Genomic DNA, 20,899 nt, shown 5'->3' with positions numbered 1-20,899 from the left:
CCCGCGCTCAGTCGTCGTCGTCGTCGAACGGGAAACCCGGCCCGAAGGCGGGTGCGCCCTCCTGCGGTTCCGGCGGCGCCGGGACGCCGGCTGCGGGACCGGGCGCCGGGGCCGGCGCGGGAGCCGGGGCGGGCGCGGGAGCCGGGGCCGGCTGGGGCACGGGCTCGGGCTGCGGGGCGGGCCGGGGACCGCTGCTGACCAGGATGGACACCGGCTCGCTGACGTAGGCCGAGGCGCCGGCGGCCGGGCTGGTGCCCACGAAGCTCCCGCGGGCGGCGCTGCTCTCGACCTGCACCGTGCGGGCCTGCAGGCCGGCCGCCTGGAGCGCCTGCTCGCACTCGGTGACCGATCCGCACGCGGGCACCGGCAGCTGCCGGCCGTTGGCGACCTGCGGGTCGGCGGGCGGGAACGGCACGGCCGGCTGGTTGGTGAGGATCGGCGCCATGGCGTCGTGCCAGATGGTCGCCGGCTTGTTGCCGCCGAAGCCGCCGACGTCCTGGTTCTCCTTGGGGTTGAGCACCATCACGCTGGCCGTGTACTGCGGCGTGTAGCCGACGAAGGCGACCGAGAAGTTGTTCTGCGACGTCCCGGTCTTGCCCGCGATCTCGTGGCCGGGGACGGCCGCCCGCGTGCCGGTGCCCTCGGGGCTGGCGACGTCACCGATGAGGATCTGGTTCAGCGTGGTCGCGACACCGGGCGGGATGGCCTCCGGGGTGCAGGTGGTGCCCTTCCAGACCGGGGCGCCGTCCTTCTCCAACGGTTTGCCGTCGCGGCCCAGCACGCCGCTGATGGGCGTGGGAGCGCACGAGGTGCCGTTCGCCGCCATGGTCCCGTAGGCGCTGGCGAGGTCCAGCGGGCTGGTCGCGTTCGGCCCGAGGACGAACGAGCCCTGGCGGCCCTCGATGATGTCGTCGGCGACCGCGTCGATGGACCGCAGACCCATGGCCTGCGCCATCCGCACCGGCTTCTCGACGCTGCCCAGCTGGTCCAGCAGGGCGAGGAAGTAGGTGTTGGACGACCGCACCAGGGCCCCGCGCATGTCCAGCGTGTTCGGGTAGTTGCCGACGTTCGAGACGTCGTAGGGCGCCCCGCGGGTGCCGCCGTTCTCCTTGAACACCCGGGACACGTAGGTGTTGGGCGTCGTGATGGTGTGGTTGGCGGCGAAGCCCTCCGCCAGCGCGGCGGCGGCGACGAAGGTCTTGTAGGTCGAACCGGCGCCCTGGCTGGCCCGGGCGTTGAGGATGACCGACTCGCACTCGGGGCCCTCGCAGCCGAAGCGGCGGTTCACGCTCATCGCCAGCAGGTTGCCCGTGGTCGGCTCCAGCGCGGTGTACATGCCGGCGAGGGGGTCGCCCATCGGCACCGTGTTGAGCACCGCCTGGTCGCCGGCGACCTGCATGTCGGGCCGCAGCGTGGTCTGGATCGTGAGGCCGCCGTTGCGCAGCTCCGCGTCGGTCAGCCCGAGCTCCCGGACCAGGTACTCGACGGCGTAGGCGCAGAAGAAGCCACCGACGGTCGCGTCGATGCAGCCGTTGGGCGGCGCGATGCCCGGGGCGACCGCCACCGGCGTCGGCGCGATCTCGGTGAGCTGGGCCTCGGTGATGTAGCCCAGGTCGAACATCCGCTGCAGCACCTGGTTGCGCCGCGTCTGGGCGTTCTCCGGGTTGTCGATCGGGTCGTCGTAGAACGGGCTCTGCACCAGGCCGGCGAGCATCGCCGCCTGCGGCAGCGTCAGCTCGGCGGCGTTGACGCTGAAGTACTGCTGGGCGGCGGCCTGGATGCCGTAGGCGCCCTTCCCGAAGTACACGATGTTGAGGTAGCGGGTGAGGATCTCGTCCTTGGAGTAGGTCTCCTCCAGGGCCAGCGCCAGCCGGGCCTCGCGCAGCTTGCGGGCCGGCGTCTGCTCGGTGGCGGCGTCCCGCTCCTCGGGCGAGTTCGCCGTCTGCAGCAGGGTCTGCTTCACCAGCTGCTGGGTGAGGGTGGAGCCGCCCTCCTGCACGGAGCCGGCAGCCAGGTTCTTCACGAGCGCGCGCAGGGTGCCCTGCACGTCGAGGCCGTTGTGCTCGTAGAAGCGCGAGTCCTCGATGGCGACCAGCGCGTCCTTCATGACCTGGGCGATCTGGTCGGACTCCACGGGCGTGCGGTTCTTGTCGTAGAGGTTGGTGATGAGCGATCCGTCGGCGGCCAGCACCTTCGTCATCCCGGCCGGCGTCGCGTCCGTGAGCTCGACCGGCAGCGCGTCCAGCAGGTTGGCGGAGTTGCGGGCCACCAGCCCACCGCCCCCGACCCACGGCAGCAGGAGGCCGGCCAGCAGGACCCCGGCGACGGCGATCGTCAGGGCCAGCTTGGCGAGCACGCGGGAGCGGAGGCGGGCGGTCTCGGACATCGCAGCCAATGTACGGTGCCCGGCCCGGCCGGGGCCGGGGTCAGCCGCGGCGCGCGGGCAGGATGCGGGTGCGCGGGATGCCGGTCGGCGTGTCCGCGTCCGCGCCGGTCAGCTCGGCGGCCATGGTGCGCAGCCCGTCCAGGTCGTGCACGTCGCCCGCGGCCGCCGGCACCGTGCGGACGGCGACCTCCGGGTGGGCGCTGGTGAACCGGTCGGCCAGGTGCTGCTCGCGGGCCGCCAGCGTCATCCGCTCGGCGTGCACGCGCAGCGCCGCGGCCGCGAGCGGGGCGTCCGGCCCGCCGGCCTCGAGCACCTCCTCGGCGGCGGCCTCGGCGCGGGTCGCCGACAGCCCCGCGGTGGCCGGCGGGTGGGTGCGGTTCACGACCAGGCCGGCCAGCGGCATCTGGTCGGCGGAGAGCCGGTCGACGAAGTAGGAGGCCTCGCGCAGCGCGTCGGGCTCCGGGGAGGCGACGACGACGAAGGCGGTCCCCGGACGGCGGAGCAGCTCGTAGGTGGCGGTGGCGCGCTCGCGGAAGCCGCCGAACATCGTGTCCAGCGCGGCGACGAACGCGGAGATGTCGCGCAGCAGCTGGCCGCCGAGGATCTTGGACACGATCCGGCTGAACAGCAGGAACCCGGCGCTGGCGAACTTGAAGCCCGCCCGGCTGGGGGCGGTGAGCAGGCGGATCATCGTGCCGTCGAGGAAGCGGCTCATCCGGTTCGGGGCGTCGAGGAAGTCCAGCGCCGACCGCGACGGCGGGGTGTCGACGACGATCAGGTCCCACTGGTCGCTGGACCGCAGCTGGCCCAGCTTCTCCATCGCCATGTACTCCTGCGTCCCGGAGAACGACGAGCTCAGGGTCTGGTAGAAGGGGTTCTCCAGGATCTGCTGGGCGCGCTCGGGCGTCGAGTGGGCGGACACGACGTCGTCGAACGTCCGCTTCATGTCCAGCATCATCGCGTGCAGCTCGCCGGCCGCCCCGGGTACGTCGACCTGCCGCGGCTCGTTGTCCAGCTCGGTCAGGCCGAGGGACTGGGCCAGCCGCCGGGCCGGGTCGATGGTGAGGACGACGACGCTGCGCCCCGCCTCGGCCGCGGCCAGGGCGAGCGCTGCCGACGTCGTCGTCTTGCCCACGCCGCCGGCGCCGCAGCACACAACGATCCGGGTGGCGGGGTCGGTGATGAGGGCGCCGAGGTCGAGCGCGGGGGCCTGCGGGCGGGAGCGCCCCGCGCCGGACTGCGCGGGTGCGGCGCTCACGCGGCCACCTCGGTCACGCGCAGGTGGTCCTCGAGCCGGCCGGCCAGCTCGAAGAGGGCGCCCAGGTCGACCGGTCCGGTCAGCAGCGGCAGCTCGACGGTCGGCCGCCCCAGCGCCTCGACGTCGTCGCGGAGGGCATCCTGGCCCGTCCACCGGAGGGCGTGCTCGACGGTCTGCGCGGCCAGCGCCTCAGCGATGCCGTCGCCCGCGGGCAGGTGCGCGGCGGTCAGCGCGGGAGCGAGATCGGCGCCGGTGAGCCCGGGCCCGGCCGCCCGGGCCAGCCCGTCGGGCGGGAGCACGGCATCGGTGGCCAGGTTCACGATCACCGAGCCGACCGGCAGGCCGGCCTTCTGCAGCTCGGCGATCGCGTCGGCGGTCTCCTGCACCGGCATGTCCTCGAGGATCGTCACCAGGTGGACCGCGGTCTGCGGCGACTTCAGCACCGCCATGACGCCGTCGCTCTGGGTCTTGATCGGGCCGGAGCGCGCCAGCTGGGACATCTCGCCGGTGACGCCGAGGAAACGGGTGATCCGGCCGGTCGGCGGGGCGTCGACCACGACCGCGTCGTAGACCGGCCGGCCGTCCTTGCGGCGGGTGACCGCCTCCTTGATCTTGCCGGTGATCAGCACGTCGCGGAGACCCGGCGCGATGGCCGTGGCGAAGTCGACGGCGCCCATCTTGCGCAGCGCCCGGCCGGCCCGGCGCAGGTTGTAGAACATGTCGAGGTAGTCCAGCAGGGCCTCCTCGACGTCGATGGCCAGCGCCTTGACCTCACCGCCCCCGCGGGCGACGGCGACCCGCCGCTCCTCGTAGGGCAGCGGCGCGGTGTCGAACAGCTGGGCGATGCCCTGCCGGCCCTCGGTCTCGACCAGCAGCACCGAGCGGCCGTCGGCGGCCAGCGCGAGGGCCAGCGCGGCGGCGACGGTGGTCTTCCCGGTCCCGCCCTTGCCGGTGACGACGTGCAGGCGTGCGGACGACGGATCGGGGCTCACCGTTCAAGAGTATGAGCAGCCCGGCCGCCCGGCCGGGGACGCGACCTCCGGTCGGACCCCCTGCTGCGCTAGCGTCCGACGCATGACCGAATCGGCGCGCCAGCGGTGGGAGTACGCCACCATCCCGCTGCTCATCCACAACACCAAGGCGATCCTCGACTCGTGGGGCGTGGACGGCTGGGAGCTGGTGACCGTCCTGCCCGGCCCCAGCGGCTCGGACCAGCTGGTGGCCTACCTCAAGCGCCCGGCGTGACCACGCCGGCCCCCGGCTGGCACGCGCGGCTGGCCGAGCTCGGCATCCGGCTGCCGCCGGTGGCCGCGCCGGTGGCCGCGTACGTGCCCGCGGTGCGCACCGGGTCGCTGGTGTTCACCTCCGGTCAGCTGCCCTTCGTCGACGGCGGCCTGCGCCGCACCGGCAAGGTCGGCGGCTCGGTCGACGTCGAGGCCGCGGCGGCCGACGCCAAGGTGTGCGCGCTCAACGCGCTGTCCGCGGTCGACGAGCTGGTCGGCCTGGACGAGGTCGCCCGCATCGTCCGCGTGGTCGGGTACGTGGCCAGCGCCGAGGGTTTCACCGGCCAGCCGCGCGTGGTCAACGGCGCCAGCGAGTTCCTCGCCAAGATCTTCGGCGAGGCCGGCCGGCACGCCCGCAGCGCGATCGGCGTCGCCGAGCTGCCCCTGGGGGCGCCGGTCGAGGTCGAGCTGACCGTGGAGCTGCGGTGAGCGAGACCATCCGGCACGCGGCGACCGTCCTGATCGTCCGCGACGGCGCCCCGGGTCTCGAGGTCTACCTGCTCCGGCGCACCAAGGGCATGCCCTTCGCCGGGGGGATGACCGCCTACCCCGGCGGCGGGGTCGACGAGCGCGACGCCGACACCGCGATCGGCTGGGCCGGGCCCTCGCCCGCCGAGTGGGGCGAGGCGTTCGGCTGCGACGAGCGGCTGGCCCGCGAGCTGGTCTGCGCCGCGGTGCGGGAGACCTTCGAGGAGGCCGGCGTCCTGCTGGCCGGCCCGGCGGAGGGCGCGGGGGTGGGCGGGGTGGTGCCATCGGTGTCGGGCGACGACTGGGAGGAGCAGCGCCAGGCGCTGCTGTCCCGCGAGCTGTCGCTGACCGAGCTGCTCGCCGGCCGCGGGCTGGTGCTGCGCTCGGACCTGCTGCGCCCGTTCGCGCACTGGATCACCCCGCCGATGGAGTCCCGGCGCTACGACACCAAGTTCTTCGTCGCCGCGCTGCCGGCCGGCCAGGAGGCGCGCGACGTCTCCGGCGAGGCGGACGAGGCGGCGTGGCTGTCGCCGGCCGCCGCGCTGGCCGAGCACCACGCCGGCGACCGGCCGATGCTGCCGCCGACGTCGCACACGCTGGCCCAGCTGGGCCGGTTCGGCGACGTCGCCGCGGCGCTGGCCGGATCCCCGCCGGACCCGATCCAGGCGGTGCTGCCGGAGTTCGAGCAGACGGAGGCCGGGCGCTTCGCCGTCCTGCCGAACGGTGACCGCGTGCCCTTGGTGGCGCCGAAGCGCTGAACGCGAGAGGCCCAGGACCGGATCGGTCCTGGGCCTCGTGCGTTCAACGGCTCATCGCGCGCGGCGGCGGAGGCGGTCCTCGTCGAGGACGACGACCGACTTGCCCTGCAGCTGGATCCAGCCGCGGTGCACGAAGTCGGCCAGCGCCTTGTTCACCGTCTCGCGGGAGGCCCCGACCAGCTGGGCCAGCTCCTCCTGCGTGAGGTCGTGCTTGACGCGCAGGCCGTCGCTCTCCCGGTTGCCGAAGCGGTCGGCCATCTGCAGCAGCGCCTTGGCCACGCGGCCGGGGACGTCGGTGAAGATCAGGTCGGCGACGGAGTCGTTGGTGCGGCGCAGGCGGCGGGCCAGCACGCGGAGCAGCTGCTCGCCGATCTCCGGGTGCGCCTCGATCCACGGGCGGAGCACCGACTGCGGCATCCGGGCCAGCCGGACGTCGGTCACGGCGGTCGCCGTCGCCGTGCGCGGGCCGGGGTCGAAGACCGAGAGCTCGCCGAACTGGTCGGACGGGCCCATCACGGCGAGCACGTTCTCGCGGCCGTCGGGGGCGCGGCGGGACAGCTTGATCTTGCCCTGCATCACGATGTAGAGGCTGTCGCCGGGCTCGCCCTCGTTGAAGACGACGCGGCCGCGCGGGAGCGTGACGATCTCGAGGCGGCTGAGGACGGGGTCCACCGCGTCTTCCGAGAGTCCTTGGAAGAGCCCCGACTGGGCCAGCACCTCGTCCACTGCACGTCCTTTCCCACTGCTGCTCGACGGGCGCACAGGTCCCGTGTCCGCAGGCGAGTCTAGGGGCCTGTGCCCCGGGTCACCCGTTCGGTGGCCCAGCACGTCCCCCCTGCGAGCGAGACGGCCCCCCTGCAGGGGCCCGCCGTGAGCGTGCGAACGGTGGGGGGCAGGGGGGGTCCTTCTTCAGACCAGCGGCGGGTTGGTGGTCCCGGCCTCGCCGCGACGGCGCCGGCGCCACCGGCTGATCGCCCGCCGGATGCCGGAGCTGGCCAGGGTGTCGACCTCCGCGGCGTTGGCGGTGTCGAGGAACTCGCCGACCTCGCGGGGCGAGGCGGGACGGCGCAGCGGCTCCTCGACGCGCTCCATCACGAGCAGGAAGGCGATGAGCAGCGGCGGGAAGAGGATGACGCTCAGCGCGACCACGCGTCCTCCTCGGGTTCGTGCGGCAACGTCGTCGGCGGCCGGGTGGCCGGGTCCGATGATGGCACGGCCGGGTCGCTGTCAGCAGGTCCGCCTACGCTCGGTCGCGTGTCCGCCCCCGCTCCGTCGCCGGCCTACGCGCGCCCCGCCCCGCCCCGCCGTCCCACGAAGGCCGCCCGCACCGGCGCCTCGCCGTTCGACCCGGCGGAGACCCCGCTGGGGCGCACCCGCCGGGCCCGCCGGATGGCCCGGGAGCTGGCGGTCATCCACCCCGACGCGCACTGCGAGCTGGACTTCACCAACGCCTTCGAGCTGCTGGTCGCCACGGTCCTGTCCGCGCAGACCACGGACAAGATGGTCAACAAGGTCACCCCGCGGTTGTTCGCCCGCTACCCCGACGCCGAGGCGCTGGCCGGGGCCGACCGGGCGGACCTCGAGGAGATCCTCAAGCCCACCGGCTTCTTCCGCGCCAAGGCGAACTCGGCGCTGGGGCTGGCGCAGGCGCTGGTCGAGCGCTTCGACGGCGAGGTGCCCGGCCGGATGGCCGACCTGGTCACGCTGCCCGGGGTGGGGCGCAAGACGGCGAACGTCGTCCTCGGCAACGCCTTCGGCGTCCCCGGACTGACGGTCGACACCCACTTCGGCCGGCTCGTCCGCCGCTTCGGCTGGACCGAGGAGGAGGACCCGGTCAAGGTCGAGGCGCAGGTCGCCGGCCTCGTCCCGAAGAAGGAGTGGACCGACTTCTCCCACCGGGTGATCTTCCACGGCCGCCGGGTGTGCCACGCGAAGAAGGCCGCCTGCGGCGCCTGCGGGCTGGCGAAGTGGTGCCCGTCCTACGGCATCGGCCCGGTCGACCCGGAGACGGCCGCGAAGCTGGTCAAGACCCCCGCCGCCTCGGACACCGAGTGACACGGCGCTGGGTGACCGGCGTCGCGGCGCTCCTGCTCCTGTCCGCCTGCAGCGGGGACGGCGCGGCGGAGGAGCCGCCGAAGGCGGTCGGGGACTACACCGGGCTGAGCGCCTGCCCGGAGCAGCCGGAGCAGCCCGCCGCCGGCGCCGAGCTGCTGCCTCCCCTGGCGTTCGACTGCCTCGGCGGCGGGACGCTCGACCTCGGCCGGGCGCCCGGTGTCCCCACGCTGGTCAACCTCTGGGCGAGCTGGTGCGGGCCGTGCCGCAAGGAGCTGCCGCTCCTCCAGGAGCTGGCGACGGCCGCGGGGGACCGGGTGCGGGTGGTGGGCGTCATCAGCAAGGACGGCTTGCCGCAGTCGGCGTCCTTCGCCGAGGAGGCCGGGAGCACCTTCCCAGGTGCCTTCGACGGGGAGGGCCAGCTCATGGCCGAGCTCGGGCTGAACGGGCTCCCCTACACCTACTTCCTCGACGCCGACGGTGCCGTGGTGCACGTCGAGCGGGGCGAGGTCTCCTCGGCCGACGAGCTGGACGGGCTGGTCGCCCAGCACCTCGGGGTGCAGCTGTGACCGCCCCGGACCGGGACGGGCTGCCGGGGTACCTGCTGCAGCTGCTGGACGGGGCGCACGACCTGCCCCTGGCCCGCCGGATGCCGGAGGCGACGGCCACCGCCCGGCGCTCGGCCGTGCTGATCCTCTTCGGCGAGGGCCCGGCGGGACCGGACCTGCTGTTCATCGAGAAGTCGGCGCACCTGCGCAGCCACGCCGGTCAGCCGGCCTTCCCGGGCGGCGGTGTGGAGGCCGCCGACGACTTCCCGATCGGCACCGCGCTGCGCGAGGCGCACGAGGAGGCCGGGATCGACCCCGAGGGCGTGCGCGTCCTCGCCACCCTGCAGGAGCTCTACCTGCCGCCGTCGAACCGGCTCGTGGTCCCCGTCGTCGGCTGGTGGGACGACCCGCGCGACGTCACCGTCGGCGATCCGCACGAGGTGGCCCGGGTGGCCCGCGTGCCGCTGGCCGACCTCGTCGACCCCGCCAACCGGTACCGGGTGCGCCACCCGGCGGGCTTCATCGGCCCGGCCTTCGCCGTCGCCGGCATGGAGATCTGGGGCTTCACCGCCGGGCTGGTGGACGCCATCCTCGAGGCCGCCGGGCTCGCCCGGCCGTGGGACGACACCGACGTGCGACCGATGGGCGCCCCCCGGCTGAGCCCCTACACGCTGCCCGGGTCCGGCGACGACGACCCGGCCGGCGACGCCGCCGCGCCGACGGTCGCCGATCCCGCTCCCGACGGGCCCCCGACGCGTACGGTTCCGCCCCGATGAGGGAGAGGGTGCGGGCTGCGGCGTTGGGGGCGGCGGTGCTGCTGCTCGCCGGGTGCGGCGGTGCAGATCCCGCCCCGCGGGACGACGAGGGGGCGGCCGGGGGCCTCGGCGAGGTGACCGTCGCCGACGACGGCGTCCAGGAGGTCACGCTGCAGACCCAGGACGACTACGTCTTCACCCCCGACAGCTTCACGGTCGCACCCGGCACGGTGCGGCTGACGCTGGTCAACGCCGCCGACGAGATGACCCACAACCTGCAGTTCGACGAGGGCGCCGGGCCCGAGCCCATCGGGGCCGGGATCGACTTCCTGGGACCCGGGCAGGAGATGACCATCGAGTTCGAGGTCTCGGTCCCCGGGGAGCACCCCTTCACCTGCACGTTCCACACGCAGCAGGGCCAGGTGGGCACGATGACGGTGAGCGCGGGGAGCTGACCGTGTCACTGGTGGACGTCGTCCTGATCGTGCTGGCGCTGGCCTTCGCCCTCTCCGGGTTCCGCCAGGGCCTGCTGGTCTCGGCCACGTCCATCGCCGGCTTCCTCGGCGGCGCGGTGCTCGGGGCCCAGCTGTCCGGCCCGGTCGCCGAGCGGATCGACGGCTCCAGCGTGACCCGGGTGTTCGCCGCGCTCGTCGTCGTCCTCGCGGGCGCCCTGCTCGGCCAGATCCTGGCCGGCGCGATCGGCCGGGCGGTGCGCCGCAAGGTGACGTGGGAGCCGGCCAAGATGCTCGACTCGGTGGCCGGCGCCGTCGTCTCGGCCGCCGCCGTCCTGCTGGTGGCCTGGATGGTCGCCTCGCCGCTGGCCACCTCGCCGTTCCCGCAGGTCGCCGGGCAGGTGCGCCAGTCGGCGCTGGTCCAGGCGGTGGACAGCACCGTCCCGAACAGCGTGCGGTCGGTCTACGACAACCTGCGCCAGGCCATCGACCGGCGCGGGCTGCCGGACGTCCTCGACCCGCTCACCCCGACCCAGGTCCGCGACGTCCCCGCGCCCGACCCGGCGCTGGAGGGCAGCGCCGTCGTCGCGTCGGTGCGCGGCTCGGTGGTCAAGATCAGCGGCGTCGCGCCGTCCTGCTCGCGGCAGATCGACGGCTCGGGGTTCGTCTACGCGCCCGAGCGCGTGATGACCAACGCGCACGTGCTCGCCGGGGTCAGCGAGCCGACGGTCGAGGCGGAGGGCGAGGAGTACGAGGCGACGCCGGTGTTCGTCGACGAGGCGGTGGACGTCGCCGTGCTCGCCGTCCCCGGACTGCCGCAGGTCGCGCTGAACTTCACGCCGGCGCTCGCCGGGGCCGGTGACGACGCGATCATCATGGGCTACCCCGGCGGCGGGGACTTCTTCGTCGGGGCCGCCCGCATCCGCGACCAGGGTGAGATCAGCGGGCCGGACTTCCGGAACAGCACCACCGTCGTCCGCGACGTCTACGCCCTGTTCGGCAGCGTCCGCGCCGGCAACTCCGGCGGGCCGCTGTTCGCCCCCGACGGCAGCGTCCTGGGCGTCGTGTTCGCCTCGGCCATCGACGACCCGAACACCGGGTACGCGCTCACCGGCCCGCAGGTCGCCTCGGCCGCCACGGCCGGCGAGAACGCCCGCACCCCGGTCGGCACCGGCCCCTGCGAATGACGGGAGCCGGCCGGCGTCAGCTCGCCCAGCCGGCGATCGCGGCGGTGACCTCGCCGGGGGCCTCCTCGGGGAGGAAGTGGCCGAGGCCGGGCAGTTCCCGCCACTCGTAGGCGCCGGCCACGTAACGGCCGGAACCGCGGGCGGTGCCGGGCAGCACGCACGGGTCCGCGCCGCCGTGCAGCTGCAGCGTCGGGGCGGAGATCGGGGCGGACATGCGCCGGGCGAAGCGGAGGCCGTCCGGGCGCAGCTGGGACCGCCCGGCCCAGCGGAAGTACTCCATCGAGCCGTAGGCGGCCTGCGGGATCCGGGCGGCGGCGCGGTAGCGGTCGACGGACTCGGCGAAGTCCGCGGTGCGCGTCCACTCCGGCCCCGACCAGCTGCGGAGCAGCTCGGCCACCGGGTCGTCGTCGTCCCGGGTCAGCCGGCGCTCCGGGAGCCGCGGCAGCTGGGCGCCGAGGAAGTAGCGGAACGCCCGCCGCTGCGCGGCGTCGGTCATCCCGGCGCGCAGCTGCCGCGGGTGGGCCATGGACAGGACGACGAGGCGGCGGACGCTGCGGGGGTGCAGCGCGGCCGCCGTCCAGGCGACCAGGGCTCCCCAGTCGTGGCCCACCAGCACCGCGTCGCGCTCGCCGAGGGCGCGGACCAGCGCGGCGACGTCGGCCGCTGCGGTGGGGAGGTCGTAGCCGCGCGGCGGCTTGTCGCTGGCGCCGTAGCCGCGCAGGTCGGGCGCGACGACGCGGAAGCCCGCGTCGGCCAGGCCGGTGAGCTGCGCGCGCCAGGTCCACCAGAACTGCGGGAACCCGTGCAGCAGGATCACCAGCGGGCCCTCGCCGGCCTCGGCGGCGTGCAGCCCGATGCCGTTGGCCGAGAGGTCGCGGTGGGTCCACGGCCCGGGCAGCAGGACGCTCGTGGCGTCCGGCTGCCCGTCCGGGAGGACGGTCACCGCCGGCTCAGACCTTGTACGACTCGTTGCCGCGCAGCGCGACCTTGCCGTTGCTCACCTCGGGGACGGCGCGGTGGCGCTGCCCCGGGGCCTCGCGGTGCAGCACGTCGGGCAGGTCCGACAGCGTCTCGAGGGTGCGCTCCGGCTTCTCGATCTTGGAGATCATCCGCTTGCCGATGAGGGCGCAGATGCCGGCGAGGATCAGCAGGAAGAGCGTGACGATGCCGTAGGACACCCAGCGGGGGAGACCCAGCGCCGTCAGCGCCTCGGCGATGGTGACGAACAGGTAGATGCCGGCGAACGCGGCCAGCACACCGGCCGCGCCGAACAGCCCGACGCTGATGCCCGCCTTCTTCGCCGACCGGCCGACCTCGGCCTTGGCCAGCTCGATCTCGCTGCGGACCAGGGTGGAGATGTCGGCCATCGCGCTCTGCACGAGGGTCCCGACCGAGGGCTCCTCGGCTCCGGACGTCGAGTCCCGGCGGGCCGGCGACACGCTGTGGGCCACGGGGGCTCCTCCTTCGATCGATGCAGCTGGTCAGGGGAATCGTGCCCCACAGCGGACCGGCGCGCGCCCTCACGTCCTCCGACGGGGTACCCCGGAGGCCGGTTCAGTCCTCCGCGGGGGCGGCGGGCAGCTTCTCCTTGATCAGGTTCATGACCGACGAGTCGGTGAGCGTGGTGACGTCGCCGAGCTCGCGGTTCTCGGCGATGTCGCGCAGCAGCCGGCGCATGATCTTGCCCGAGCGGGTCTTCGGCAGCTCCTGGACGACCATGATCTGCCGCGGCTTGGCGATCGGGCCGATGTCGCGGGCGACGTGGTTGCGCAGGGTCTGCACCAGCTCGTCGCCGGAGTCGGTGCCGCTCTCCCGCAGGATGACGAACGCGACGATGCCCTGCCCGGTGGTCGGGTCGCTGGCACCGACGACGGCGGCCTCGGCGACCGTCGGGTGCCCCACCAGCGAGGACTCCACCTCGGTCGTGGAGATGCGGTGCCCGGACACGTTCATGACGTCGTCGACGCGGCCGAGCAGCCAGATGTTGCCGTCGGCGTCCTTCTTCGCGCCGTCGCCGGCGAAGTAGACGTTCTTCCCGAACCGCGACCAGTAGGTGTCGACGTACCGGTCGTCGTCGCCCCAGATGGTGCGCAGCATCGACGGCCACGGCTCGGTGAGGACGAGCAGGCCGGTCGAGTCGTCGGCGAGCTCGTTGCCCTCGTCGTCGACGACCTTCGCGGAGATCCCGGGGAAGGGGACCTGCGCCGAACCGGGCACCAGCGAGGTCACGCCCGGCAGCGGGTTGATCATGTGGCCGCCGGTCTCGGTCTGCCACCAGGTGTCGACGATCGGGCAGCGGCCGCCGCCGATGTTCGAGTGGTACCAGAGCCACGCCTCGGGGTTGATCGGCTCACCGACCGAGCCGAGCACCCGCAGCGTGGAGAGGTCGAAGCCGGCGGGGACGTCCTCGCCCCACTTCATGAAGGTCCGGATGACCGTGGGCGCGGTGTACAGGATCGTGACCCCGTACTTCTGCACGATCTCCCACCAGCGCCCGCGGTGCGGCGTCTCCGGGGTGCCCTCGTACATCACCGACGTCGCCCGGTTGGAGAGCGGCCCGTAGACGATGTAGCTGTGGCCGGTGACCCAGCCGACATCGGCCGCCGTCCAGAAGACGTCCTCGTCGGGCTTGAGGTCGAAGCTCGCCCAGTGCGTGAAGCTGACCTGGGTCAGGTAGCCGCCCGAGGTGTGCAGGATGCCCTTCGGCTTCGCCGTCGTCCCCGACGTGTACATGATGTAGAGCGGGTGCTCGGAGTCGAAGAACTCGCAGGCGTGCTCGGGGGACTGGCGCCCGACGACGTCGTCCCACCACAGGTCGCGGCCCTCGGTCCACGCGACGTCCTCGCCGGTCCGCTTGACGACCAGCACGTTGCGGACGCCGGGGGAGCGGCCGACGGCGTCGTCGACGGCGGGCTTCAGGGCGCTGGGCGCGCCGCGGCGGTAGCCACCGTCGGCGGTGATGACCAGGACGGCGCCGGCGTCGTCGAGCCGGCTGGCCAGGGCGTCGGCGGAGAAGCCGCCGAAGACCACCATGTGGACGGCGCCGATGCGGGCGCAGGCCAGCATCGAGATCACCGCCTCGGGGATCATCGGCAGGTAGATCGCGACCCGGTCGCCGGCCCGCACGCCGAGCTCGGTGAGCGCGTTGGCCGCGCGGCTCACCTCGTTCTTGAGCTGGGCGTACGTGATCGTGCGGGTGTCACCGGGCTCGCCCTCCCAGTGGTAGGCGACCTGTTCTCCGTGCCCGGCCTCGACGTGCCGGTCGACGCAGTTGTAGGCGACGTTGAGCCGGCCGCCGACGAACCACTTCGCGAACGGCGGGTTGCTCCAGTCGAGCACCTCGTCCCACTGCCGGTCCCAGGACAGCCGGCCCGCCTGCTCCGCCCAGAACCCCAGCCGGTCGGCCGCGGCCCGCTCGTAGACGTCCGGGCCCACGTTGGCCCGGGCGGCGATCGCCTCGGGCGGGGGGAAGGTGCGGCCCCCGACCGGTGCCTGGGTGTCGCTCATGCGCCTACCTCCGGTGTCCGGCGCCGCCCTGGCCTGCGGCGCGATGTGCGTCCGGCCTCACCGTAGGGCGGAACCGCGGGCGCTGTCTCCCCGTACCGGCGGGTAGCGGGGGGCCGGCGCCGCCGGGCTCAGGAGGAGTGCCGCACGTCCTGGAAGGGGACGTCCCGGTCGACCTCCGGCTCGCGGGGGAGGCCGAGCAGCCGCTCGCCGATGATGTTCCGCTGGATCTGGTCGGTCCCGCCGCCGATCGAGGTGAAGTACGCGTTCATCGAGGCGAAGTTGGCGTCGTCGCCGTCCGGGTTCTCCGGCCCCTCCAGCAGCGCCTCCGGCCCGACGATCGCCGACTGCACGCGGCCGGTCTCGTGCACGATCCGCGACATCGCCAGCTTGCCGAGCGACGCCAGCGGCGAGGAACCGCCCTGCTCGGCCTGCGCCTGCGCGCGCTGGTTGGTCCAGCGGTTCACCGAGCGCAGGGCGTGCAGCCGGGCCAGGTCCCGGCGCAGCAGCACGTCGCCGTCCCGGCCGTGCCGCCGCGCGAGCTCGACCAGGTCGGTCTCCGCCCGCCCGTTCGCCCGGGTCATCGCCCCCAGGTTGGTCCGGCCGAGCGCGACCCGCTCGTAGGCCAGCGCGGTCAGCAGCACCCGCCACCCCTGGCCCGGTCCGCCGAGCAGGTTCGCCCGCGGCACCCGGGCGCCGGTCAGGAACACCTCGTTGAAGTGCGCCTCGCCGGTGATCTGCCGCAGCGGCCGGACCTGCACGCCGGGCTGGTCCATCGGCAGGAAGAAGAAGCTCAGGCCCCGGTGCTTGGGCAGCGCGGGGTCGGTGCGGGCGAGCAGCATCCCGAAGTCCGCGCCGGCGGCGTTCGACGTCCACACCTTCTGGCCGTCCACCACGTACTCGTCGCCGTCGGGCGCCGCGGTGGTGCGCACCCCGGCGAGGTCGGAGCCGGCTCCGGGCTCGCTGTAGAGCAGGCACATCCGCACCCGGTTCTCCAGCAGCGGGCGCAGCAGCCGCGCGCGCAGCTCCTCGGTGCCGAAGGCGAGCAGCGTGCCGGCCCACAGGTTCGTGCGGTCCTGGCCGGTGCCCGGCGCACCCACGCGGGCGAACTCGGCCTCCACGATGCCGGCCTGCGCGTCGTCGAGGCCGGCACCGAAGGCATCGCGGGGCCAGCGCGGCGCGGCGTACCCGGCGTCCACGACGGCCGCGGCCCACGCCCTGCGGTCGACCGCCGGGTCCCAGTGCGCCGCGAGCCAGGCGCGGACCTCGTCCCGGAGCTCGGCGTCGCTGCTCATCCCGTCGTCCTACCAGGTCGCGCGGCCGCGGGTCAGGACTGCAGCACGACCGTGGCCAGGGCCATGACCCCGACCAGGAAGATCAGCGCGCTCAGCGCGACGAACAGCCGCGCGTCCGGGAGGGCCTCGTCCCGCCGGACCCGGGCGTCCGCCGCCCGGTGCCGACGCGCCGCCTGCACCCCGATCACGGTCACGAGGGCCGTGGCGGCTGCGGCGAGCGCGATGGCCGTCACGGGCGACCGGTCCAGCAGGAGCCGGCCGATGAGGAGTGCGGCGCCGTACCCGGACAGCACGGTCCGGCGCCAGGCCAGTGCGGTGCGCTCGACCTGCAGGCCCGGGTCCCACGGGGCCTGGCGAGGTGGGCGGGCCATCAGACCAGGATGAGGAGCACGAGGCCGACCGCGACGACGGCGATGCCCCCCGTGAGCACCACACCGAGTCCGAGCGCGGGGAGCGGCTCCTGCCGCCGCATCGCCCGCTCGTTGGCCGCCCAGCGGAAGAAGGCGGACCCGCTGGCGAGCAGGCCGAGGACGATCAGGGCGACGGCCAGCGGCCGGTACCCGTCCGCGTCGACGTCGCTCGACTCGGCGAGGACGTCCACCGCCACGCCCGCGACGACCAGGGCCAGTGCGGTGCGCAGCCACGCGAGGAAGGTCCGCTCGTTGGCGAAGGTGAACCGCGGGTCCGGCTCGACCCCCTCGCGGTAGACGCTCGCCGGCCAGCGCCCCACTAGTCGCGCGGCGGAGCGAGCAGCCGCGCCGCAGGGCCCGCCTGGGGCCCGGTCCCCTCGGTGACCTTGCGCGACTCCGCCGCGGCCCAGGTGAAGATGCCCCGCGCCATGAGCGAGTCCTCGACCTTGGACCGTGCGTCGAACACCTCGGCCCGGGCCGCGTGCGCGGTCGCGTCGCCGGGGTCGGCCTGCACGGCCAGCTCGGCGAAGTGCCCCGCCAGGCGCAGCTCCCCGGCGTCGGCGTAGCGCCGGGCGGCGTCGGCCAGGGCGGTCGAGCCGCCGGCCAGCTCGGCCACCGCAGCGGCGAACTGCGCGTCGGGAGCCGGCTTGAGGTTGGCCGGGTTGCCGTCGTACCAGCCGGCGTAGCGCCGCCAGAGGTTGCGGACGATGAACTCCGGCTCGTCGTACCGGGCCCGCAGGTAGGGGCGGTCGGCGAGGTGCGCCGGGGGCTGCACCGCGTGCACCAGCTCGTCCAGGCGCGCCCCGGCGTTCATGCCGTCGAGCGTCTGCTCGACCAGGCTCTCCAGCCACTCGGCCGTCTCGGTCAGCGCCTGGCGGATGCGGTCGGCGCCGAAGATCGGGGCGCCGTGCGAGGGCAGCATGGTCTCCGCACCGAGCGCGGCCATGCGGCGCATCGCGATGGCCCACTCGCGCGGGTAGCGCTGCACCTTCTGCGGGTTGCCGCAGTTCGGCGTGACCCAGATGAACATGTCGCCGGGAAGCAGGATGCGCTGCTCGGGCAGCCAGCCGACGGTGGCGTCGTCGGTCTCGCCCTGCACGTGGAAGAGCTCCATCGTGAGCCCACCGCGGGTCAGCGTCATGCCGTCCCGGTAGGTGACGTCGGGCCGGCGGTACTCGGTGGGCCAGGTGAGGTTGGGCGCCTGGAACTGCCGCTGGTTGATGACGGCGTTGTAGCCGTTGGTGAGGACGTAGCGGTCGAACCGGTCGCCGATGAGCTCCTGGGCGACGACGGTCGGCCGGGGGGAGGCCTCGGCGTCGAACGGCCCCACGCCGAAGACGTGGTCGATGTGGCCGTGCGAGAAGACGACGGTGTTCACCGGGTCCTGGCTCCACTGGCGGACCGCGGCGTGCAGCGCGGGGGCGCCCATCGGGTTGCCGCTGTCGAAGAGGACCAGCTCGCCGCCGGCCTGGAACGTGATGACGTTGCCGAAGCCGGGGTGGAACCCCACCCCCTCGGCGACGTCCAGGACGCCGGTGCCGCCCGAGCCGATCTGGGCGATGTTGTCGTCGGCAGCGCCGTTCCAGACCTCGTCGGCGTAGTCGGTGAGGGAGCGCGTCATGTGCTCCACCGTGGCCGCCCGCCCGGTTCCGGGCAACAGGCCCGGCCCCAGCCATCCGGGGCTATCGTTGTGAGATGTCACAGGCGGTCGACGCGCAGGCCGCCGCGCTGGCCGCCCGGCTCGTCCCGCAGGTGCCCCGGCTGGCCCGGCGCGTGGTCGACCGCATCCGCGCCGAGGTGCCCGGCTTCGACCAGCTGCCCCAGGACGTGCAGGACGTGGAGGTCGCCGGCACCGCGCGGGCGGCGATCCGGGCCTTCCTGCAGCACGCGCAGGGGCTGCCCGGGGGCAGCGGCGGGCTGTCCCGGCAGCGCGCGGTGCAGCGGGCGGAGGAGGGCGTGCCGCTCGCTGCGCTCGTGCAGACCTACGCGCTCGGCGCCGAGGTCGTCGTCGACGCGCTGACCGAGGCGGCCGGCCCGGGCGAGGAGGCAGCGCTGCAGCGGCTGACCCGGGAGCAGATGCGTGCGGTGGGTGCGGCTGTCGCCCAGGTGACGGAGGCCTACGTCGCCGGGGCCGCCGACCAGCACGTCGCCGTCCGCGAGCTCACCTGGGCGCTCGTCCGCGGCGAGCGGCCCGACGAGGTCGCCGCCCGCTACGGCCTGCCGCTGGAGAGCGGCTACCTGGTGCTCCGGGTCCGGGCCGCGCCCGGGGGCGACCCGGGGGCCGGGCGGACGGCGCTGCGCCGGGTGCTGGCCCAGGTGGCCCCGCGTGCCGACGGCCGGGCGCTCAGCCTGCGCGACGACGCCGGCGGCTTCGTCCTGCTGCCCCCGCACGTCGACGTCGGGGACCTCGCGCGGCGGCTGCCCCCCGGCGACGCCGGCCCGGTCGTCGGGGTGGCGTCGGCCGCTGCGCCGGCCGAGGTGCCTGCGGCCGCCAGGCGGGCCGACCGGGTCGCCGCCGTCGCCGGGCGGCCCGGGGTGCACCGGCTCGCCGACGTCCTGCTCGAGTACCACCTCGGTCAGCCGGTCGACAGCGCGGTGGAGGTCGCCGCGGTCCTGGACCCGCTCGCCGGCCGGGTCGAGCTGCTCGGCACGCTGGCCGCCTTCCTGGACGCCGACCTCGACCGGCGGCGCACCGCGCAGGCGCTGGGCGTGCACGCCAACACCGTGGACAACCGCCTGAACCGGGTCGCCGCGCTGACCGGGCTGGACCCACGTACGACCCGGGGCCTCCAGCTGCTGGGCGCGGCCCTGGTGGTTCGGCGGGTGCCGGGCTAGGCGGTGTGGGAACGTTCCGTCTCGTTCCGAGCACGTGGGGTGACGACGCACGCTGGCGACAGGTGGAACCGCAGGTCACAGGTAGCGAGGTGGGGTCGGCGTTCGGACAGTGAGGGCGCTCACTCACTTGTTACCGGGGGTCACACTTGTCTCTGCGCCGTTCCTCGCTCGTCGCTGCCGGCCTGGCCGCCGCCCTGGTCGCCGTGCCCGGCACCGCGGCCGCCGCACCGTCGGACCCGGTCGACCAGATCACCGCCTTCCTGGACGAGCTCGCCGCGGCGGCGCCGTCCGGCGCGGAGGGTGCGGGACTGCCGGCGTTCACGGTGCCCCCGGGGGTCCGGGCGGCGTTCCAGCAGCTGGCCGACGCGGCCATGCTGCCGGAGAACTGCGTGGACGGCGTCGCCGACGCGATCGACCTGGTCCTCGCCGGCCTGGTGGCGCTGCCCCTCGAGCTGGCCGACGCGCTCGCCGAGCTGCTCGAGCTGCTCGGCGGTGGTGAGGGCCTGCCGCTGCCCGACGAGCTGGCGGTGCTGCAGGACCTGCTGGACCAGCTGCTGGGCGGGCTCGCCGGCGCGGCTCCCGCCGCCCCCGCGGCCGCCACCCCCGGGGACGCCGCCGCGGAGACGGCGCCCGAGGAGGAGGCACCGGCCCCCGCGACGCCGCTCGACCCGCTGCTGGGCGCCCTCCCGGCGGAGCTCCCCGGCGCGCCGGAGGGGACTCCGGAGGAGGAGGTCCCCGAGGAGGAGGCCCCGGTCGAGGAGGCGCCCGAGCTGCCCACCTTGGTGCAGGGCCTCGTGGCGCTCGGCGAGGCGCTGCAGGCCTGCGTCCCCACGCCCCCGACCGGCGGCGAGGAGACCCCGCAGCCGACGGCGCCGGTCACCTCGCCCGCCGAGCCGCCGGCCCCCGGGCCCGCCCCGCACACCCCGGCGCCGGTCGCCCAGCCGGTCACCTACCTCGGCTACGCACCGACCGGTGCCGACGCCGCCCGCGCCGACGACTCCTCGGTGCCGCTGACCGCCGTGGCGGGCGGACTCGTCCTGCTGGCCGGTGCCGGCGCCGCCGGGTACGGGATGCGGGGCCGTGCGCGCGGCTGACCTGCGCGCCGCCGCCGCGTTCCTGGTGGTCCTGGCGGCCGGGCTCGGGCTGCTGCTCGTCGTCGCCGGGCGGCCGGACGCGGGCGCCGCGTCCCCGGCGCCCGGGGCGGCGGCCGGGGACCTGCTCGCGACCGGCGCCATCCGGCCCGCCTCGCTCAGCATCCCGGCGATCGACGTCGACACGACCGTGGAGTCGCGCGGCACGGTTCGCTACGAGAACCCGTTCACCGGCCAGGAGGTCGACGGCTACGGCGTCCCTGAGTCGATGGCCACCACGTCCTGGTGGTCCGACGGCCCGCTGCCCGGCTCGGGTCAGATGGCGGTCGTCCTCGGCCACCAGCAGGCCGAGGGCGGCGCGGTGTTCGACCGGCTGCACACGCTGCGCCCCGGCGACGAGGTGAGCCTGCGGGACGCGAACGGGGCCGTGCTGCGGCTGCAGGTCCTCGGCGAGCCGGTCACCGGGCTGGACAAGGCCACCCCCGCGCTGTCGGAGGCGCTCAACGGGCACCCGGCCGGCGCCGACGTCGCGCTGGTGACCTGCGGCGGCGAGTTCGTCGAGGACGCGGGCACCAGCACGGACAACACGGTGGTCTTCGCCGGCGTCGTCGGCTGAC

Annotated in this window: 23 protein-coding genes; 11 read left to right on the top strand and 12 right to left on the bottom strand. The window is 74.8% G+C overall.

Going from position 1 to position 20,899, the window contains the following annotated elements; genetic code table 11:
• Positions 1 to 7: 7 nt before the first annotated feature.
• Genes ACI79H_RS02755 through ACI79H_RS02745 form a run of 3 tightly spaced genes read right to left on the bottom strand, consistent with a single transcriptional unit; the run spans position 8 to position 4,636 of the window.
• Entirely contained in the window at positions 8 to 2,386 is a 2,379-nt protein-coding gene (locus tag ACI79H_RS02755) for a transglycosylase domain-containing protein (protein ID WP_456552837.1), read from the bottom strand.
• Positions 2,387 to 2,426: 40 nt separating this feature from the next.
• Positions 2,427 to 3,644: an ArsA family ATPase gene (locus tag ACI79H_RS02750; RefSeq protein ID WP_456552836.1), complete on the bottom strand. Its 1,218-nt coding sequence runs from the start codon at positions 3,642 to 3,644 to the stop codon at positions 2,427 to 2,429.
• Positions 3,641 to 4,636 (bottom strand): ArsA-related P-loop ATPase, encoded by a 996-nt coding sequence (locus ACI79H_RS02745; protein ID WP_456552835.1) that lies wholly within the window; start codon positions 4,634 to 4,636, stop codon positions 3,641 to 3,643. The genes ACI79H_RS02750 and ACI79H_RS02745 overlap by 4 nt, the downstream gene beginning before the upstream one ends.
• An 82-nt stretch (positions 4,637 to 4,718) precedes the next feature.
• Between ACI79H_RS02745 and ACI79H_RS02740 the strand changes: the two genes are divergently transcribed.
• Genes ACI79H_RS02740 through ACI79H_RS02730 form a run of 3 tightly spaced genes read left to right on the top strand, consistent with a single transcriptional unit; the run spans position 4,719 to position 6,153 of the window.
• The gene (locus tag ACI79H_RS02740) at positions 4,719 to 4,889 is read left to right on the top strand and encodes a hypothetical protein (RefSeq protein ID WP_091767663.1); all 171 of its coding nucleotides are present in this window, start codon (positions 4,719 to 4,721) and stop codon (positions 4,887 to 4,889) included.
• The gene (locus ACI79H_RS02735) at positions 4,886 to 5,356 is read left to right on the top strand and encodes a RidA family protein (RefSeq protein ID WP_456552834.1); all 471 of its coding nucleotides are present in this window, start codon (positions 4,886 to 4,888) and stop codon (positions 5,354 to 5,356) included. Before ACI79H_RS02740 ends, ACI79H_RS02735 begins: the two co-directional genes overlap by 4 nt.
• Entirely contained in the window at positions 5,353 to 6,153 is an 801-nt protein-coding gene (locus ACI79H_RS02730; RefSeq protein ID WP_456552833.1) for an NUDIX hydrolase, read from the top strand. Before ACI79H_RS02735 ends, ACI79H_RS02730 begins: the two co-directional genes overlap by 4 nt.
• 51 nt (positions 6,154 to 6,204) lie before the next feature.
• Here the strand turns inward: ACI79H_RS02730 and ACI79H_RS02725 are convergent, their stop codons facing one another.
• Positions 6,205 to 6,879, bottom strand: coding sequence for a Crp/Fnr family transcriptional regulator (locus ACI79H_RS02725; RefSeq protein ID WP_456552832.1), 675 nt, complete (start codon positions 6,877 to 6,879; stop codon positions 6,205 to 6,207).
• A 183-nt stretch (positions 6,880 to 7,062) separates the two neighbouring features.
• Positions 7,063 to 7,302, bottom strand: coding sequence for a hypothetical protein (locus ACI79H_RS02720; protein ID WP_456552831.1), 240 nt, complete (start codon positions 7,300 to 7,302; stop codon positions 7,063 to 7,065).
• 105 nt (positions 7,303 to 7,407) lie between these two features.
• Between ACI79H_RS02720 and nth the strand changes: the two genes are divergently transcribed.
• The 5 genes from nth to ACI79H_RS02695 are packed head-to-tail and all read left to right on the top strand — an operon-like array spanning position 7,408 to position 11,147.
• A complete protein-coding gene (gene nth, locus ACI79H_RS02715) occupies positions 7,408 to 8,208 on the top strand; it encodes an endonuclease III (RefSeq protein WP_456552830.1) in 801 nt (266 codons plus the stop codon).
• On the top strand, positions 8,205 to 8,774 hold the full coding sequence (locus ACI79H_RS02710) for a TlpA family protein disulfide reductase (RefSeq protein ID WP_456552829.1): 570 nt from the start codon (positions 8,205 to 8,207) through the stop codon (positions 8,772 to 8,774). The genes nth and ACI79H_RS02710 overlap by 4 nt, the downstream gene beginning before the upstream one ends.
• On the top strand, positions 8,771 to 9,529 hold the full coding sequence (locus ACI79H_RS02705; RefSeq protein ID WP_456552828.1) for an NUDIX hydrolase: 759 nt from the start codon (positions 8,771 to 8,773) through the stop codon (positions 9,527 to 9,529). Before ACI79H_RS02710 ends, ACI79H_RS02705 begins: the two co-directional genes overlap by 4 nt.
• The gene (locus ACI79H_RS02700) at positions 9,526 to 9,963 is read left to right on the top strand and encodes a cupredoxin domain-containing protein (RefSeq protein ID WP_456552827.1); all 438 of its coding nucleotides are present in this window, start codon (positions 9,526 to 9,528) and stop codon (positions 9,961 to 9,963) included. The genes ACI79H_RS02705 and ACI79H_RS02700 overlap by 4 nt, the downstream gene beginning before the upstream one ends.
• 2 nt (positions 9,964 to 9,965) lie before the next feature.
• Complete coding sequence (locus ACI79H_RS02695; RefSeq protein WP_456552826.1) at positions 9,966 to 11,147, top strand: MarP family serine protease; 1,182 nt, start codon at positions 9,966 to 9,968, stop codon at positions 11,145 to 11,147.
• Positions 11,148 to 11,163: 16 nt separating this feature from the next.
• On the opposite strand, the gene ACI79H_RS02690 is transcribed toward ACI79H_RS02695, so the two are convergent.
• From ACI79H_RS02690 to ACI79H_RS02660, 7 genes are all read right to left on the bottom strand, one after another.
• The gene (locus ACI79H_RS02690; RefSeq protein WP_456552825.1) at positions 11,164 to 12,090 is read right to left on the bottom strand and encodes an alpha/beta fold hydrolase; all 927 of its coding nucleotides are present in this window, start codon (positions 12,088 to 12,090) and stop codon (positions 11,164 to 11,166) included.
• Positions 12,091 to 12,097: 7 nt separating this feature from the next.
• Positions 12,098 to 12,598, bottom strand: coding sequence for a phage holin family protein (locus ACI79H_RS02685; RefSeq protein WP_456552824.1), 501 nt, complete (start codon positions 12,596 to 12,598; stop codon positions 12,098 to 12,100).
• Positions 12,599 to 12,701: 103 nt separating this feature from the next.
• Entirely contained in the window at positions 12,702 to 14,654 is a 1,953-nt protein-coding gene (gene acs, locus ACI79H_RS02680) for an acetate--CoA ligase (RefSeq protein ID WP_456552823.1), read from the bottom strand.
• Positions 14,655 to 14,782: 128 nt separating this feature from the next.
• Positions 14,783 to 15,946 carry an acyl-CoA dehydrogenase family protein gene (locus ACI79H_RS02675; RefSeq protein ID WP_456552822.1) on the bottom strand — a complete coding sequence of 388 codons (1,164 nt, stop codon included), beginning with the start codon at positions 15,944 to 15,946 and terminating at the stop codon, positions 14,783 to 14,785.
• Positions 15,947 to 15,978: 32 nt separating this feature from the next.
• The gene (locus ACI79H_RS02670; RefSeq protein ID WP_456552821.1) at positions 15,979 to 16,317 is read right to left on the bottom strand and encodes a DUF202 domain-containing protein; all 339 of its coding nucleotides are present in this window, start codon (positions 16,315 to 16,317) and stop codon (positions 15,979 to 15,981) included.
• Positions 16,317 to 16,676 carry a YidH family protein gene (locus ACI79H_RS02665; protein ID WP_456552820.1) on the bottom strand — a complete coding sequence of 120 codons (360 nt, stop codon included), beginning with the start codon at positions 16,674 to 16,676 and terminating at the stop codon, positions 16,317 to 16,319. The genes ACI79H_RS02670 and ACI79H_RS02665 overlap by 1 nt, the downstream gene beginning before the upstream one ends.
• The gene (locus ACI79H_RS02660) at positions 16,676 to 17,977 is read right to left on the bottom strand and encodes an alkyl sulfatase dimerization domain-containing protein (protein WP_456552819.1); all 1,302 of its coding nucleotides are present in this window, start codon (positions 17,975 to 17,977) and stop codon (positions 16,676 to 16,678) included. The genes ACI79H_RS02665 and ACI79H_RS02660 overlap by 1 nt, the downstream gene beginning before the upstream one ends.
• Positions 17,978 to 18,051: 74 nt before the next feature.
• Between ACI79H_RS02660 and ACI79H_RS02655 the strand changes: the two genes are divergently transcribed.
• From ACI79H_RS02655 to ACI79H_RS02645, 3 genes are all read left to right on the top strand, one after another.
• On the top strand, positions 18,052 to 19,191 hold the full coding sequence (locus ACI79H_RS02655) for a PucR family transcriptional regulator (protein ID WP_456552818.1): 1,140 nt from the start codon (positions 18,052 to 18,054) through the stop codon (positions 19,189 to 19,191).
• 146 nt (positions 19,192 to 19,337) lie between these two features.
• Entirely contained in the window at positions 19,338 to 20,285 is a 948-nt protein-coding gene (locus tag ACI79H_RS02650) for a hypothetical protein (protein WP_456552817.1), read from the top strand.
• Complete coding sequence (locus tag ACI79H_RS02645; protein WP_456552816.1) at positions 20,272 to 20,898, top strand: class F sortase; 627 nt, start codon at positions 20,272 to 20,274, stop codon at positions 20,896 to 20,898. The genes ACI79H_RS02650 and ACI79H_RS02645 overlap by 14 nt, the downstream gene beginning before the upstream one ends.
• Position 20,899 lies beyond the last annotated feature (1 nt).

Source organism: Blastococcus sp. SYSU D01042 (assembly GCF_054050515.1).
This window is presented reverse-complemented; position numbering and strand designations above follow the sequence as displayed.